Origin of the sequence: Caenimonas aquaedulcis (genome assembly GCF_015831345.1) — a bacterium.
Taxonomy (GTDB): Bacteria; Pseudomonadota; Gammaproteobacteria; order Burkholderiales; family Burkholderiaceae_C; genus Ramlibacter; species Ramlibacter aquaedulcis.
The window spans coordinates 700,120-714,316 of sequence record NZ_JADWYS010000001.1 but is presented as its reverse complement, the minus strand read 5'-3'; the positions used below and the strand labels follow the sequence as shown (position 1 = coordinate 714,316).

12 protein-coding genes are annotated in these 14,197 nt (G+C 67.8%); 8 read left to right on the top strand and 4 right to left on the bottom strand.

Translation table 11 applies throughout. The features are described 5' to 3' along the window. The first annotated feature begins 63 nt into the window (after nucleotides 1-63). From I5803_RS03285 to I5803_RS03275, 3 genes are all read left to right on the top strand, one after another. On the top strand, nucleotides 64-1,254 hold the full coding sequence (locus tag I5803_RS03285; RefSeq protein WP_196984989.1) for a M20 aminoacylase family protein: 1,191 nt from the start codon (nucleotides 64-66) through the stop codon (nucleotides 1,252-1,254). 20 nt (nucleotides 1,255-1,274) lie between these two features. Continuing rightward, complete coding sequence (locus I5803_RS03280; protein WP_196984988.1) at nucleotides 1,275-2,255, top strand: Bug family tripartite tricarboxylate transporter substrate binding protein; 981 nt, start codon at nucleotides 1,275-1,277, stop codon at nucleotides 2,253-2,255. Between the two features lie 82 nt (nucleotides 2,256-2,337). Next, nucleotides 2,338-3,027, top strand: a complete 690-nt coding sequence (locus tag I5803_RS03275; RefSeq protein ID WP_196984987.1) for a DUF899 family protein — start codon at nucleotides 2,338-2,340, stop codon at nucleotides 3,025-3,027. A gap of 1 nt (nucleotide 3,028) precedes the next feature. On the opposite strand, the gene I5803_RS03270 is transcribed toward I5803_RS03275, so the two are convergent. Genes I5803_RS03270 through I5803_RS03260 form a run of 3 tightly spaced genes read right to left on the bottom strand, consistent with a single transcriptional unit; the run spans nucleotide 3,029 to nucleotide 8,569 of the window. Then, nucleotides 3,029-5,206, bottom strand: a complete 2,178-nt coding sequence (locus I5803_RS03270) for a cyclic nucleotide-binding domain-containing protein (protein ID WP_196984986.1) — start codon at nucleotides 5,204-5,206, stop codon at nucleotides 3,029-3,031. Beyond that, nucleotides 5,206-7,362 carry a 3-hydroxyacyl-CoA dehydrogenase NAD-binding domain-containing protein gene (locus I5803_RS03265; protein WP_196984985.1) on the bottom strand — a complete coding sequence of 719 codons (2,157 nt, stop codon included), beginning with the start codon at nucleotides 7,360-7,362 and terminating at the stop codon, nucleotides 5,206-5,208. The genes I5803_RS03270 and I5803_RS03265 overlap by 1 nt, the downstream gene beginning before the upstream one ends. A 1-nt stretch (nucleotide 7,363) precedes the next feature. Further along, nucleotides 7,364-8,569, bottom strand: coding sequence for an acetyl-CoA C-acetyltransferase (locus I5803_RS03260; protein ID WP_196984984.1), 1,206 nt, complete (start codon nucleotides 8,567-8,569; stop codon nucleotides 7,364-7,366). A gap of 48 nt (nucleotides 8,570-8,617) precedes the next feature. Here I5803_RS03260 and I5803_RS03255 point away from each other — a divergent pair, with 48 nt between their 5' ends. From I5803_RS03255 to I5803_RS03235, 5 genes are all read left to right on the top strand, one after another. Further along, nucleotides 8,618-9,781 carry an acyl-CoA dehydrogenase family protein gene (locus tag I5803_RS03255; RefSeq protein WP_196984983.1) on the top strand — a complete coding sequence of 388 codons (1,164 nt, stop codon included), beginning with the start codon at nucleotides 8,618-8,620 and terminating at the stop codon, nucleotides 9,779-9,781. Between the two features lie 27 nt (nucleotides 9,782-9,808). Further along, the gene (locus I5803_RS03250) at nucleotides 9,809-10,195 is read left to right on the top strand and encodes a VOC family protein (RefSeq protein WP_196984982.1); all 387 of its coding nucleotides are present in this window, start codon (nucleotides 9,809-9,811) and stop codon (nucleotides 10,193-10,195) included. Nucleotides 10,196-10,291: 96 nt separating this feature from the next. Next, nucleotides 10,292-10,654 (top strand): hypothetical protein, encoded by a 363-nt coding sequence (locus tag I5803_RS03245; protein WP_196984981.1) that lies wholly within the window; start codon nucleotides 10,292-10,294, stop codon nucleotides 10,652-10,654. A 430-nt stretch (nucleotides 10,655-11,084) separates the two neighbouring features. After that, nucleotides 11,085-13,229: an AAA family ATPase gene (locus tag I5803_RS03240; protein WP_196984980.1), complete on the top strand. Its 2,145-nt coding sequence runs from the start codon at nucleotides 11,085-11,087 to the stop codon at nucleotides 13,227-13,229. 144 nt (nucleotides 13,230-13,373) lie between these two features. Then, a complete protein-coding gene (locus I5803_RS03235) occupies nucleotides 13,374-13,550 on the top strand; it encodes a DUF3606 domain-containing protein (protein WP_196984979.1) in 177 nt (58 codons plus the stop codon). Nucleotides 13,551-13,557: 7 nt separating this feature from the next. Here I5803_RS03235 and I5803_RS03230 read toward each other — a convergent pair whose 3' ends face one another. Beyond that, nucleotides 13,558-14,160, bottom strand: a complete 603-nt coding sequence (locus tag I5803_RS03230) for a DUF2059 domain-containing protein (protein WP_196984978.1) — start codon at nucleotides 14,158-14,160, stop codon at nucleotides 13,558-13,560. Nucleotides 14,161-14,197: the final 37 nt, after the last annotated feature.

Here is a 14,197-nt window from a genome sequence, read left to right as displayed (position 1 = left end):
GCCGCATGGCGAAGGACTAAGATCGATCGGGCCCGCTCGAAGCTTTTCCTCGGCGGGCCGGTCATGCAATCACCTCCGGACGTCACCCCCTACATCGGCCAGCTCATCAAGTTCCGGCGCGACCTGCACACGCACCCCGAACTCAAGTTCGAGGAGACGCGCACCTCCGACCAGGTGGCATCCTGGCTCACGGCACTGGGATTGCCGCTGCGGCGCGGCCTCGGCGGCACCGGCCTCGTCGCGACCTTGCGCGGCACCGGGCCGAACGCGGGCAAGCCGGGCCGCGCCATCGGGTTACGCGCCGACATGGACGCCTTGCCTGTCCAGGAGACCAACGCCTTCGATTACGCGAGCGCGAACCCCGGCCGCATGCACGCGTGCGGCCACGACGGGCACACCACCATGCTGCTGGGCGGCGCGACGCTGCTCGCCAAACGCCCCGACTTCGACGGGACCGTGCATTTCATCTTCCAGCCGGGCGAGGAGGGCGGCGCGGGCGCGCGCCTGATGATGGAAGACGGCCTCTTCGACGAATTTCCGATGCGCGCCGTGTTCGCCCTGCACAACTGGCCCGCGCTGCCCGCCGGGCAGATGGGCGTGCGCATCGGGCCGATCATGGCGTCCGCGAACCGCTTCGAGATCCGCGTGCACGGCCAGGGCGGCCACGCCGCGCAGCCGCACACGACGGTGGACCCGATCCCCGTGGCCTGCGCGATCGTGGGCGAGCTGCAAAAGCTCGTGTCGCGCGGCGTCGACCCGCTGGACAGCGCCGTGCTCACCGTCGGCAAGATCGAATCGGGCACGGTGGAAAACATCATCCCCAACGACGCGTTCATCTACGGCACCTGCCGCACGCTGGGCGCCGCCACACTGAAGCAGCTCGTGGAGGGCATCGAGCGCGTCAGCACGCACATCGCGCAGGCGCATCGCGCGACCGCCGAGGTCATCATCAAGCCCGGCTACCCGACGACGGTGAACACCCCTGACGAGGCGCGCTTCATGGCGCGCGTGATGGGACAGATGGTCGGCGAAGGCAACGCGCACGCGGACGTCCTGCCCGCGATGACGTCGGAGGACTTCGGCTTCATGCTCGAGAAGGTGCCGGGCGCCTACGGCTTCATCGGCAACGGTCGCGGCGGCAAGCCGGGCGTCAACCTGCACAACGCCGCCTACGATTTCAACGACGACATCCTCGGGCCCGGCGCGGCCTTCTGGGACACGCTGGCGCGGCAGTGGTTCGAACAACATCCGTGAACACGGCAAGAAAGAACGACATGACATCCCGACGACACGCCCTGGTCCTGGGCCTGGGCTCCCTCACCGCCACGATGCTGCCCTTCGCCGTGCGCGCGCAGGCCGCCTGGCCCACGCGGCCGGTGCGCATCATCGTGCCGTACCCGGCGGGCGGCGTGAACGACGTGGTCGCGCGCATGTTCGCGGACAAGCTGCAGCCGATGCTCGGCAAATCCGTCATCGTGGACAACCGTGCAGGGGCGGGCGGCACGATCGGCATGGACGCGGTAGCCAAGGCCGACGACGGCCACACGCTGGCCTTCGCGGCGATCAGCCCGCTGACGCTCAACCCGCACATCATGAAGGTGCAGTACGACCCGATCAAGGACTTCGTCCCGGTCGCCTCGGTGATGTATTCGCCGGTGTACGTGCTGGCGACGAAACGCTTCAAGGGCGCGAGCTTCAACGACGCCATCGCGATGGCGAAGGCGGAGCCGGGCAAGGTGAGCATCGCGAGCTCCGGCTTCGGCACGCTCGGCCACATAATGATCGAGCAGATCCGGCGCAAGTCCGCCGCCGACTTGACGCACGTGCCCTACAAGGGCGGCAGCCAGCTCATCACCGATGCGGCGGGCGGCCAGTTCGACCTGTTCGTCGCCAACCCTTTCGCGGCGATCAACGGCTTGATCGACGAGGGCAAGCTGCGCGTGCTCGCGGTGACCGGCCCGCGCCGCCTGCCGGCGATGGCGCAGGTGCCGACCCTCGCCGAGCTCGGGTTTCCCGAAGCCAACCTGACGTCGCTGTTCGGTTTCTACGCCCCCGCGTCGATGCCGGCAGACCGCGTGCAGCGCCTGAACGCGGACATCAACAAGGTGCTGGGCGACAAGGATGTCCAGGAGCAGCTGCGCAAGCTGGACAACGTGGTGAGCACCGGGACGCCGCAGCAGTTCGCATCGGTGATCGAGAAGGAACACGCCGCGAACGCGCGCGTGGTGAAAGAGGCGAACATCAAGGCTGAGTGAGCCGTGGCTGGGTTGCGCGGGGGATGTCGATTCCCAGGCGACTCGTTCGTCGTATCCCTGTCCACTTTCACCAGGAGCAACCGTGTCCACCTTGAAACCCGCAGCGGAGCTCGCGGCAGCCGCCGCCACTCCCTATCCCAACGACAGCGCCGAGTACCGCGCAGCCCGCACCCGGCTGCTCGCGGAAGAGATCGAACTGCGGCGCCACATCGAGCGCGTCGCGGCGATGCGCCGCGAACTGCCGCTGGGCGGCCAGCCACCCGACTACCGGTTCCAGGACGCGAACGGCAAGACGGTAGGCCTGGCCGACCTGTTCGGTGCGCACGACACGCTGGTGACCTACTTCTGGATGTTCGGGCCCCAGCGCGAACGGCCGTGCCCGATGTGCACGTCCTGGCTGGGTTCGCTCGACATCCCGATGCGCGACATCACGCAGCGCGTCGCATTCGCCGTGCTGGGCCGCTCGCCGGTGGCGCGGCAGCTCGCCTTCGCCCGCGAGCGCGGCTGGCGCAATCTCGAGTTCTATTGTGTCGGCGACGACTTCGCTCGCGACTACCACGCGCTGCAGCCCGACGGGGAGTGGGCCGCGCTGGACGTCTGGGTCAAGCGCGACGGCGTGGTGCGCCACTTCTGGGGCGGCGAGATGGGCGCCAGCACCGCCGACCCCGGGCAGGATCCGCGCGAGGCGCCGGAGATCGCGCCGCTGTGGAACATCCTGGACTTGACGCCCGCCGGCCGCGGCGAGAAGTGGTACCCCAAGCTGGCCTACTGAGCTAGCGGCCGGCCGGTACCGTGTTGCGGTGCCGCGCGGCCGCCTGCATCGTCGTGCTGCGCAGGCGCGACGCGAGGTCCAGCGAGATGTTCATGAGAAGCTGCTGCGCGATGCGCGGATGCGCGTGCGCGAGCTCGTCGAACGCCTCGCGCGCCAGCAGCATCGCGATCAGCGGCGAGTCGGCGATGACGGTGGCGGACCGCAACGCGCCATCGAGGAAGCCGATCTCGCCGATCAGCGTGCCGTTGCGCACGCCCGCGAGGCGCACGGAGGGCTTGTCGTCGAACGCGATGACGACGCTGCCCGTGCCCTTGAGCACGAGGTGGATGCCATCGGCGACCTCGCCCCGAGTCACGATGGCCTCGCCCGGCGCGTAGTGGCGCACGACCATGCGCCGCGTCACTTCCTCGCGTTCGCTGTCCGAGAGGCCGCGCAGGAAGCTCGAGTCCTCCGCGGTCGTGATGCCCGTCGCTTCCATCTCCTGCTGGTACTTCTCGATCAGCCGGTTCTCCGCGAGCTCGAGGCCGCGGTCCAGGTCCGCCACGAGAAGCGCGCGCGGCAGGTGCTGCGCGAATTCCTGATTGAGGTGTTCCTGCTCGAGCTCCGTGCCCGCGTGCACCAGCAGGACGCCCTGTTTCGCCGCGTGCGACTCCAGCCGCGCCAATGTCTGGATCAGGCTCGTGTCGATGTTGCGCACGCCGGACCAGTCCAGCACGACCGTGTGCGCGCCCGCCACCTGCTCCTTCACCGAGGCGCTCAGCTGGGCGGCGGATGCGAAGAACTGGTTGCTGTCCAGTTGCAGCACGCGGATCTCGTCGCCGTGGCTGCGCAGCAGCCTGCGCTCGTTGCCGGAGCGCGCGCAATTGGAGCCGATCTCCCGGCCGGTCCAGGCCTGGCGCACGGGCCTGCGCGTGTTGCGCAGCGCGTGGAGCAGCAGGCCCAGCAGCAGGCCGACCACGAGCGCGGCGACCATGTTCACGAGCAGCGAAGCCGCCATGACCCCCACGATGACCACGATGTCCTGCTTCGCGTTGGTGGCGAGCGGGCGGCCGCGCAGCCAGGTCCAGAGGTTGCGGGCGGAAGGCCTGTCCCACATCGCCCATGCATCGGCGATGAAGATGCCCGTCAATGCGGCGAGCGGGACAAAAGCGAGGATGTGCGTCGCGTACACCAGCGTGATCGCGACCGCGACGGTCCACACGACGAGCGGCGTGACCATCGCGCGGCGCGAAGCGATGGCTGCGACGTTGGGCCCGCCCGAGATGGGCGCCGCGCCCATCGCCCCGGCCCACGCGAGCGCCGCGGACTGCAGCAGCGCGTCGCTGCGGCGCATGCCCTGGCGCTCGTCGTTCTGGGTGAGCATCTGCCCGGTGACGACGGTGTTGAGGAACACGAGCGCGCCGAGGATGATGCCGTTCTGCGCCAGCTCCAGCACCAGTGCGGGTGTCTGCACGCCGGCCGCCGTCATCGCGCGGAAATCCGCGAGCTGCACCGGAAGCACCAGGCCCGAACCCACCGACAGCAGCGGCAGCGGCGCGGGCCCGAGCCGCGCCAGCAGCAGGGCGAGCAGCGCGCCGGCGAGGAGGGCGGTCGCGCCGGGCGGCCACATCGGCCGCCAGCGGCGCAGCGCGACGGCAAGGGCGGCGATGAATGCGATGAAGGGCACCACCGGCGATCCCGGCGCGGCGTCGCTAGCCTGGTGCCAGAGCGCGCGAATCTGCAGGAGCACGAGCAGCACCGCGACGCTGTTGGTAAAGCCCACGTAGACCGGCGCCGGAACGAAGCGGGCGAAGCGCTCGGCACGCGCCATCCACAGCAGGCCGAGCACCATCCCGCCGAGCGCGACGACGATGCAGGCCATGGCGACGCGCACCGAGGCCGTGTTGGCGAGTCCCCAGTTCGGCGCCTGCGCGGCCATCTGCTGCACCATCGCTGCGAGCGTGGCGGCTTCGAAGAAGCGCGCCGCATAGACCACGGGCCGGTGGATGTGCGCCGTCATGGCGTGCACGAGCACCATGCCCAGGCAGCCGGCGAGGACGCCGCTCGCGAGCCACTCCGGTGCGATCTGCGAATACAGGATGACGGTGCCGCCCAGCGTCATGGGCACCGAGACGGCGGCCGCGTCGAGCCCGGCGAGGATCGACCGCTTGCGCCGGGTGGACGCTGCCTCGCCGTCCATCACCGCGGCCGGTGCTGCCCGATCGCTTCGCGCACGCGGGCCGTGACCTCGAAGCCCGGCCCGAACTTCGCCGCGAGCTGCGCGGCGCGCGCGAGGAATGCGTCGATGCCCGTGCCGTAGATGAACTGCATCGCGCCGCCCGTCCACCCCGGAAAGCCGATGCCGAAGATGGAGCCGATGTTCGCGTCGTGCACGGTGGTGAGCACGCCCTCGGCGAGGCAGCGCGCCGTCTCCACCGCCTGGCGGTAAAGCAGCCGGTCTTTCAGGTCCTGCATGTCCCAGGCGACGCCGGGCTTTTCGAAGAGCGGCTTGAGCTGCGGCCAGAGCGACTTCCTCGCGCCGCGCTCGGCGGGGTAGTCGTAGAAGCCACCGCCGGCCGCGCGGCCGTTGCGGTCGAACTCCTTGACCATGCGCTCGACGAGCAGCTCGCCCGGCGTCGCAATGTAGGTGCCGCCCTCGGCGCGCAGGTCGGTGCGTGTCTGGTCGAGCACGTGCACGGACAGCGAGAGCGCCGTTTCGTCCAGCACCGCGAGCGGGCCGACCGGCATGCCCACCTGCAGGCCCGCCTGTTCCACCACCGGCGCCGGAATACCCTCATCCACCATCGCGGCGCCTTCCATGACGAAGGTGCCGAACACGCGCGAGGTGAAGAAGCCGCGCGAATCGTTCACGACGATCGGGATCTTTCCGATGGCCTGCACGTAGTCGAACGCGCGCGCGACGGTCTCGTCGTCGGTCTTCGCCCCGCGGATGATCTCGACCAGCTTCATCTTGTCGACCGGGCTGAAGAAGTGGATGCCGATGAATTTGTCCGGCCGCGCGCTGGCCTTGGCGAGACCCGTGATCGGCAGGGTCGACGTGTTGCTCGCGAAGAAGCCGCCTTCGGCCAGCATCGGCTCGGCTTCCTTCGTGACGCGCGCCTTCAGCTCGCGGTTCTCGAAGACGGCCTCGATGATGAGGTCGCAGCCGCGCAAGTCGCCCACCGATTCGGCCGGCGTGATGCGCGCGAGCAGTTCGGCCTGCTCGTGCGGGCCCATGCGGCCCTTCTCCACGCGCGCCTGCGTGAGTTTCGCGCTGTAGGCCTTGCCGTTTTCCGCCTTGTCGAGCGAGACGTCCTTCAGCACCGTGGCGATGCCGCGGCTCGCCTGCGCGTACGCGATGCCGGCGCCCATCATCCCGGCGCCGAGCAGCCCGACCTTCCCGGGTTTCCACTTCGGCGAATCGCCCGGTCGCGACCGGCCCGACTTGATCGCGTTCATGTTGAAGAAGAACGTGTTGATCATGTTCTTCGCCACGGGGCCCACGGCCAGCTTCGCGAGGTAACGCGATTCGATGCGCAGCGCCGTGTCGAAGTCCACCTGCGCGCCTTCGACCATCGCCGCGAGCGCGGCTTCCGGCGCGGGATACAGGCCGCGCGTCTTCTGCCGCAGCGCCGCCGGCGCCACGCTGAGCAGGCCCGCAAGTTTCGGGTCCGCCGGCGTGCCGCCGGGCATGCGGTAGTTCTTGTCGTCCCACGGGTGGTGCGGCGGTGCCGCGGCGCCGGCGTGGCGCTCGATCCAGGCGAGAGCCGCCGGTCGCAGCGCCGCGGCGTCGGGCACGAGCTCGTGCACCAGCCCGAGCTCCAGCGCCTCGCGCGGCGGAAAGAGCCTGCTCTCGAGGATGTAGGGCTGCGCACCCATGAGGCCGAGCAGGCGCGTCATCTTGGTGATGCCCGACGCGCCGGGGATGAGGCCCAGCGTGATCTCCGGCAGGCCGAACTGGATCCTGGGGTTGTCCACGGCTACTCGGTAGTGGCCGACCAACGCAACTTCCCAGCCGCCGCCCAGCGCGGTGCCGTTCAGGCAGCTCACGACCGGCTTGCCCAGGGTTTCGAGCGTGCGGAAGTTCTTCTTCATCTGCTCGATTTCGCGAAACACCATCGGCGCGTCGGCCGGCGCGAGGCGCAACGTGGCCTTCAAGTCCGCGCCGGCGAAGAAAGTCGATTTCGCGGAGGCGAGCACGATGCCGCGGATCGCGTCCCTGTCCTTCACGACCTGCGCGGTGACTTCGGTCAGGTCATGCTGCCAGTCGGCGCACATCGTGTTGACGGGCGAGCCCTGCTCGTCGAACGTGATCGTCGCGATGCCGTCCTGCAGTTCGTAGCGGATGGTGTTCATCTCAGGCTCTTTCGACGATGGTGGCGATGCCCATGCCGCCGCCGACGCACAGGGTGGCGAGGCCGTAGCGGAGGTTGCGCCGGTGCAATTCATCGATCAGCGTGTTGAGGATCATCGCGCCCGTCGCCCCGAGCGGATGGCCCATGGCGATCGCGCCGCCGTTCACGTTGACCTTCTCGTGCGGCACGCCCATCTCGCGCATGAAGCGCATCGGCACCGCCGCGAAAGCCTCGTTGACTTCGAACAGGTCGATCTGGTCGATGGTGAGGCCGGCCTTGGCGAGGGCCTTGCGCGCGGCGGGCATCGGCCCGGTGAGCATGATCGTGGGGTCGGCCCCGGACAACGCGGCCGCGACGATGCGCGCGCGCGGCTTGAAGCCGTGCGTCCTGCCCGCGGCCTCGCTGCCGATGAGCACGGCCGCGGCGCCGTCGACGATGCCCGACGAATTGCCGGCGTGGTGCACATGGTGGATGCGCTCGACCTGCGGATAGCGGCCGATCGCGACCTGGTCGAAGCCCATCGCGCCCAGCTGCTCGAACGCGGGCCGGAGCGCGGCCAGGCCTTCCATGGTGGTGTGCGGCTTGATGAATTCGTCGTGGTCGAGGAGGGTCTGGTCGAGGAAGTCCTTCACCGGGACAATGGAGCCCGCGAAGAAGCCGCCTTCGCGCGCCTTCGCCGCGCGCTTCTGGCTTTCCATCGCGAAGGCATCCACGTCGTCGCGCGTGAAGCCGTCGAGCGTCGCGATCAGGTCGGCGCCGATCCCCTGCGGCACGAAGGACGTGGCCGTGTTCGTTTCCGGGTCCTGTGCCCAGGCGCCGCCGTCCGAGCCGATCGGTACGCGGCTCATGCTCTCCACGCCGCCTGCGACGACGAGGTCCTCCCAGCCGGAGCGCACCTTCTGCGCCGCCATGTTCACGGCCTCGAGGCCCGAAGCGCAGAAGCGATTGAGTTGCACGCCCGAGCACCGGAAGTCCCAGCCGGCCTTGAGCGCGGCGACCTTGGCGATCACGGAGCCCTGCTCGCCGATGGGAGAGACGACGCCCATCACGACGTCGTCCACCTGCGCGGTGTCGAAGTCGCTCCTGCGCTGCAGCTCGGTGAGCACGCCCGCCAGCAGGTTGACGGGCTTGACCTCGTGCAGGCTGCCGTCCTTCTTTCCCTTGCCCCGCGGCGTGCGGATGGCGTCGTAGACGAATGCTTCTGTCATGGTGTGCTCCAGGGGCGTTTGAGGGCATCTGCAGTATATTGAAACGCCATGATCGAACGTACCCTCTTCACCGCCGACCACGAAGCGTTCCGCGACAGCTTCCGCCGCTTCGTGGACAGGGAAATCGCGCCGCACCACGAGGCGTGGGAAGAGCAGGGTTACGTGGCCCGCGAGGTGTGGAACAAGGCGGGCGACAACGGCTTCCTGTGCGCCACGCTGCCGCAGGAATACGGCGGGTCGGGCGCGGACAAGCTCTATTCGGTGGTGCAGATGGAAGAACTCGCGCGCGGCGGGTTCACCGGGATCGGCTACAGCCTGCATAGCGAGATCGTGGCGCCGTACATCCTGCACTACGGCACCGAGGACCAGAAGCGCAAGTACCTGCCCCGGCTCGCGAGCGGCGAGATGATCGGCGCGATCGCGATGAGCGAACCCGCGGCGGGCAGCGACCTGCAGGGCGTGAAGACCACGGCCATCGCGCAGGCGGACGGCAGCTACCTGCTGAACGGCAGCAAGACCTTCATCACCAACGGCTGGCACGCGGACCTCGTGGTGGTCGTCGCGAAGACGGATCCGGCGGCAGGTGCGAAGGGCACGAGCCTGCTCCTCGTCGAACGCGGCATGCCCGGTTTCGACAAGGGCAAGCGCCTGAAGAAGCTCGGGCTCAAGGCGCAGGACACCTCCGAGCTCTTCTTCGACAACGTGCGCGTGCCGGCGGAGAACCTGCTGGGCGGCGAGGCGTTTCGCAACAAGGGCTTCATCTGCCTCATGGAGCAGCTGCCGTGGGAGCGCATGCAGATCGCGGTGACGGCCGTGGCGTCCGCGCAGGCGGCCATCGACTGGACGGTGCAATACACGAAGGACCGCAAGGTGTTCGGCCAGCCCGTCGCGGCCTACCAGAACACGCGCTACAAGCTCGCAGAACTGCAGACCGAAGTGCAGGTCGCCCGCGTCTTCGTCGACAAGTGCCTCGAACTCGTGTGCGGGGACAAGCTCGACACCGCCACGGCCAGCATGGCCAAGTACTGGACCACCGACCTGCAATGCAAGGTGATGGACGAATGCGTGCAGTTGCACGGCGGCTACGGCTACATGTGGGAGTACCCGATCACGCGCGCCTATGCCGACGCCCGCGTCCAGCGCATCTACGGCGGCACGAACGAGATCATGAAGGAAGTGATCACGCGGGCGATGGGGCTGGGCGGGCGCTGACCTTCATCGCACATCAAGGAGCAACGCATGAACCCCGTGGTGCATTTCGAGATTCCCTACGGCAACCGCGACCGCATCGCGGCGTTCTACGAACAGGCGTTCGGCTGGACGATGAACAAGCTGGGGCCCGACATGGGCAACTACGTCGTGGCGACGACTTCGGACAAGGACGGTCCGAAAGGCCACCGCGGCGCCATCGACGGCGGATTTTTCGAGCGCAAGGCCGACTGGCCGGACCAGTATCCTTCCGTGGTCGTCGCCGTCGAGGACATCCAGGGCGCGATGAAGAAGGTCAAAGCTGCGGGCGGGGAAGTGCTGGGCGAACCGATGGTGATCCCGGGCGTCGGCCACTACGTGAGCTTTCGCGACACCGAAGGCAATCGCCTGAGCCTGCTGCAGCCGCTCGCGATGTAGCGCCTGCTGTTGCGCTTGGCAACCATTGATGCGCTTGTATCAGGCGCGCTACAAATGGCTGTGTCATTCTCGCGGCACTCTTCCAATTGCCGAGCCATGAACCTAGTCGTCGCTTCCCGTCATGATGGTCCCCTGATGCGTTTCCAGGTGGAGGGCCGCTGGCAGAACGGCGACGCGCTCAAGCTGGCCTACATGGTCAAGGCGGCGGTCTCGCGGCTGCGGCAGGACCACGTGCTGATCGACCTCAGCCGCGTGGCCACTGCCCCGGACGCGCAGGGCAAGTTCCTCATCTGCGACCGCCTGCGCCGCGCGCTGGCCCCCAAGACACGCGTCGGCGTCGTCGCGACGCCGGACCTCGTGGACGCGGATTGCGCGCCCGAAGGCTCTTCCACGCCCTGCCCAGCCATCGCCCTCTTCGGCGCGGAACGCGAAGCGCTGAGCTGGCTCGACTCGGTCTGAGCGCGCGCGAAAAAATCCCCCGGTTTTTGAGGCCGAGGGATCGAAGAGCCGGGGGAAGAAACTTGAAGAAAACCCGGCTTGCGTGTTCGACACGCGCCGCGCCAACAGGTTCCCCTCATCCATTTGCGATAGCGGCGCTGTCCTACAACCCTTTCGCAACACCCCATGGCGCACCCCCGCGTGAATATGTCACGCGTGGCTCGACCATGACCGCTTCATTGACCCTGTCGCTGGCTTGCAATCGCGAGTCTCTGTAGGATTGCACTGACAAAAGGGGCTCGAGCCCGGTGTCACGCCCCAGCGGCAAAAAAGCAACAACAACCCAGCCGCGGCGTTCGCCGGCAGCTCTTCCCGATTCAACCCGAGCAAGGCTCGAGCGTCACGTCCGTGTCGAACGTGAGCCCGTGACTTGCATGATGAAAGAGCACACATGTCGGATCTTTCGGCCAGCCCGCAACCCACGCCCGAGAACGCGCAGCAAGCCGTCGCGCCCAGCCTGTGGTTCCAGCTGCGCAAGCACGTCGCCCGCCTGCAGGACTGGTTCTCGATCCAGTCGCTCGCCATCCGCACGCTCGTCATCGCGATCGCCGTGCTGATCCCCGCCACCGCGATCTATTCGGTCTCGCTGATGCAGAAGCAGGCCGCCGTCGCCGAGGAGGTCAAGACCATGACCGCCGCGGAGCCGCAGGGCGGCGCCGTGTGGACCTTCAACCCCAAGCTGCCCGTGGTGTTCGGCAGCGGCTCCGTCCTGAGCTTCCTCGACGCGAACGCCGTGGACCGCATCACGGTGATCTACAAGCCGCTGATGTGGAACGTCTCCGAGCGCATCGTGCTCGTCGAATCGCAGGGCAAGCAGTACGCCTACTACCCGAGCGACATGGAGACCAAGATCTTCGCGGACAAGGCCGTGAACGCGCCCTGGGGCGGCAAGCTCGCCTTCGTGCCGCGCGCCGACCTCGACCCGGCCAGCGTCGAAGTGCTCGAGCGCCTGGACAACCGCTTCGCCGGCGCCCGCCCGCAATCCGAGAAGGACGGCTGGAAGGCCGGCGTGAGCGGCGTGCTCTCCGCGACGCTGACGGTCGGCCTGATCGGCTTCCTGCTGTTCCAGCTGAAGGGCCAGTTCAAGTCGCTGAAGTTCCTGGAGCCCTCGCAGATCCACGGCTCGATCGACGACCTCGTGGGCATGGACGACATCAAGAGCGAAGTGGCGCAGATCAAGGACCAGTACGAACGCCGCACCGAATACGCGGAGTACGGCATCAACAAGCCGTTCAACGTGATGTTCAGCGGCCCGGCCGGCACCGGCAAGACCAAGCTCGCGAGCTACCTCGCCAAGGAGCTGGGCCTGCCGATCCTGTTCCATTCCGCGGCCAACCTGGAGACGGGCTACGTCGCGGGCGGCTCCAACACGCTGTCGCGCATCGCGGCGATGGCCAAGCGCCGCAAGCGCTGCATCGTCTTCCTGGATGAGGCGCAGGACCTCTTCATGAAGCGCGGCGGCCACCGCAAGTTCGACGACGACACGCAGAACTCGCTGCTCGCGATCCTGGACGGTGTGCGCACCAAGAGCGACGGCGAGATCATCTGGATCGTCGCGTCCAACTTCAACAGCGAATCCATGCAGATGGACGAAGCCATGCTGCGCCGCTTCCAGATGAAGGTGGACTTCCGCATGCCCAACAAGGAAGAACGCCTGGCGATCATCGGCCACTACCTGTCCCAGCGCGCGGACAAGGTGCTGCCCGACCTCGACCTGCGCCACCTCGTGGAGCTGACCGAGGGCCGCAGCCCGGCGGACCTGGAGACGATCGTGAACCAGGCCGGCATCAGCGCGGTGCAGGCCGGCGACATGATCGGCACGGAAACGCTGATGCTCGCCGCCGAGCGCGTGCTGGTCGGCAACGTCAACACCAACACCACGAAGGAGCGCGAGCGGGACCGCCGCATCATCGCGATCCACGAGTGGGGCCACTTCCTCGTGGACTTCGAGCGCGAACGCAAGGAAGCCGGCGGCGACTGGGAGAAGATCCAGGCCGACATGAAGACCATCAAGATCTCCCTGAAGGCCAACCCGCGCAACAACGCGCTGGGCTTCGTCTTCCACAAGCAGGGCGCGAACCTGCTCAAGACCAAGGGCGACATCGAGCACGACGTGCGCGTGCTGCTGGGCGGCATGGCCAACGAGGAGCTGTTCTTCGGCGAGCAGGGCACGACCAACGGCGCGCACAACGACATCACGCGCGTGACGAAGCTGCTGCACCACGCGGTGGGCGAGATGGGCATGTTCCGCAAGACGCGGCTGAACTTCGGCGCGCTGTCCAACGACGGTTCGAGCCGCCACCTCGATGAGGAAACGCGCGGGATCATGGAAGCGCAGAGCGAGCGCCTGTACGGCGAGACGCGCGCGATGCTGGCCCGCCTCAAGCCGCTCACCGAGCACCTCGCCGGCAAGCTGATGGATGCGGGCGAGATGAGCCTGAAAGAGGCGCTGTTCGAGATCCGCAGCTTCGAGGCCGCGTGCCACGAGTTCGGCAACCGCGTCGGCCTGGCGGGCCGCGAACTGACCGCGGACTGAACACTGGGTTTCGAGGGCGCGCGAGCGCCTTCGCGTCCTACACCCACGAGCCCGCGTGTCGCACGCGGGCTCGTCTCTTTTTCCGGCTTCGCTTTCCCGGGGGCGTGACTAATCTCAAGTCATACGAACCCCCAGGAGGCGCACATGTCCGAAGACAAGAACCGGTATTCAGATGACTACGTGGTCAGCCTCGACCATGAATGGGAACGCCGCAACTGGATGAACTGGCTGCACTGCAGCGAGCCCGAGTTGCGGCATGCGGTGGAATCGGTGGGCAGCGACCCGGACAACGTCCGGCGGTTCATCCGCCAGGGACGTTGAAGGCTGCCTAGCGGCTGGCCGGCTTCGCGGACGGGCGTGCGGCCGGCGCAGGCGCCGCGGCGCCGTTGGGCGCGACGCCCAGGCGCTTGGCGATCGATGCTTCGAGCGCGCGGACCTTGGGCTCGATGGTCGGGCGCGTGTCCGCCACGACCTTCTCGATGAGGGCCTTCTGCATGTCGTCGCCCATCGCCTGGAATTTCCCGTAGACGGGCGATTCGATGATGGAGACGATCTGCTTGAGCTCGTCCTCGGTGAACTTCTCCTCCAGCATGGCGCCGATGGTGGAGGGCGCGAGCGCCACGGCGCGATCGCGCACGACCGGCGAAGTTTCATCGACGTACTTGCGGGCGTCGGCCTGGATGTCCTTGGCGACGGATTCCTGCTTGTCCTTGGGGACGCGCGTGGCGATGGCATTGCCGGCGCTGTTGAGCAGCTCCAGGGCTGGCTGCTCGATGAGGCCGTGCGCCATGCCTTCGATGCCGGGGCGCTGCAGCTTCAGGATGCGGCCGATGGAGTCTTTCTTGGATGCGGACGCGTTCGCGGTCTGGGCGAAGGAGGGAAGGGCGCTGGCGAGTGCCAGCGCTCCGATAAGGAGGCTTTTTTGGATCATGGGGCGATCTTAAACCCCACGGACCCACCCCCTGTTC

Bases quoted from the DNA above. Each gene is read 5' to 3' on its own strand.
- I5803_RS03270 (WP_196984986.1), bottom strand. From the start codon at position 5,206: ATGGACGGCGAGGCAGCGTCCACCCGGCGCAAGCGGTCGATCCTCGCC.
- I5803_RS03280 (WP_196984988.1), top strand. From the start codon at position 1,275: ATGACATCCCGACGACACGCCCTGGTCCTGGGCCTGGGCTCCCTCACC.
- I5803_RS03245 (WP_196984981.1), top strand. From the start codon at position 10,292: ATGAACCTAGTCGTCGCTTCCCGTCATGATGGTCCCCTGATGCGTTTC.
- I5803_RS03250 (WP_196984982.1), top strand. From the start codon at position 9,809: ATGAACCCCGTGGTGCATTTCGAGATTCCCTACGGCAACCGCGACCGC.
- I5803_RS03240 (WP_196984980.1), top strand. From the start codon at position 11,085: ATGTCGGATCTTTCGGCCAGCCCGCAACCCACGCCCGAGAACGCGCAG.
- I5803_RS03260 (WP_196984984.1), bottom strand. From the start codon at position 8,569: ATGACAGAAGCATTCGTCTACGACGCCATCCGCACGCCGCGGGGCAAG.
- I5803_RS03230 (WP_196984978.1), bottom strand. From the start codon at position 14,160: ATGATCCAAAAAAGCCTCCTTATCGGAGCGCTGGCACTCGCCAGCGCC.
- I5803_RS03235 (WP_196984979.1), top strand. From the start codon at position 13,374: ATGTCCGAAGACAAGAACCGGTATTCAGATGACTACGTGGTCAGCCTC.
- I5803_RS03265 (WP_196984985.1), bottom strand. From the start codon at position 7,362: ATGAACACCATCCGCTACGAACTGCAGGACGGCATCGCGACGATCACG.
- I5803_RS03285 (WP_196984989.1), top strand. From the start codon at position 64: ATGCAATCACCTCCGGACGTCACCCCCTACATCGGCCAGCTCATCAAG.
- I5803_RS03255 (WP_196984983.1), top strand. From the start codon at position 8,618: ATGATCGAACGTACCCTCTTCACCGCCGACCACGAAGCGTTCCGCGAC.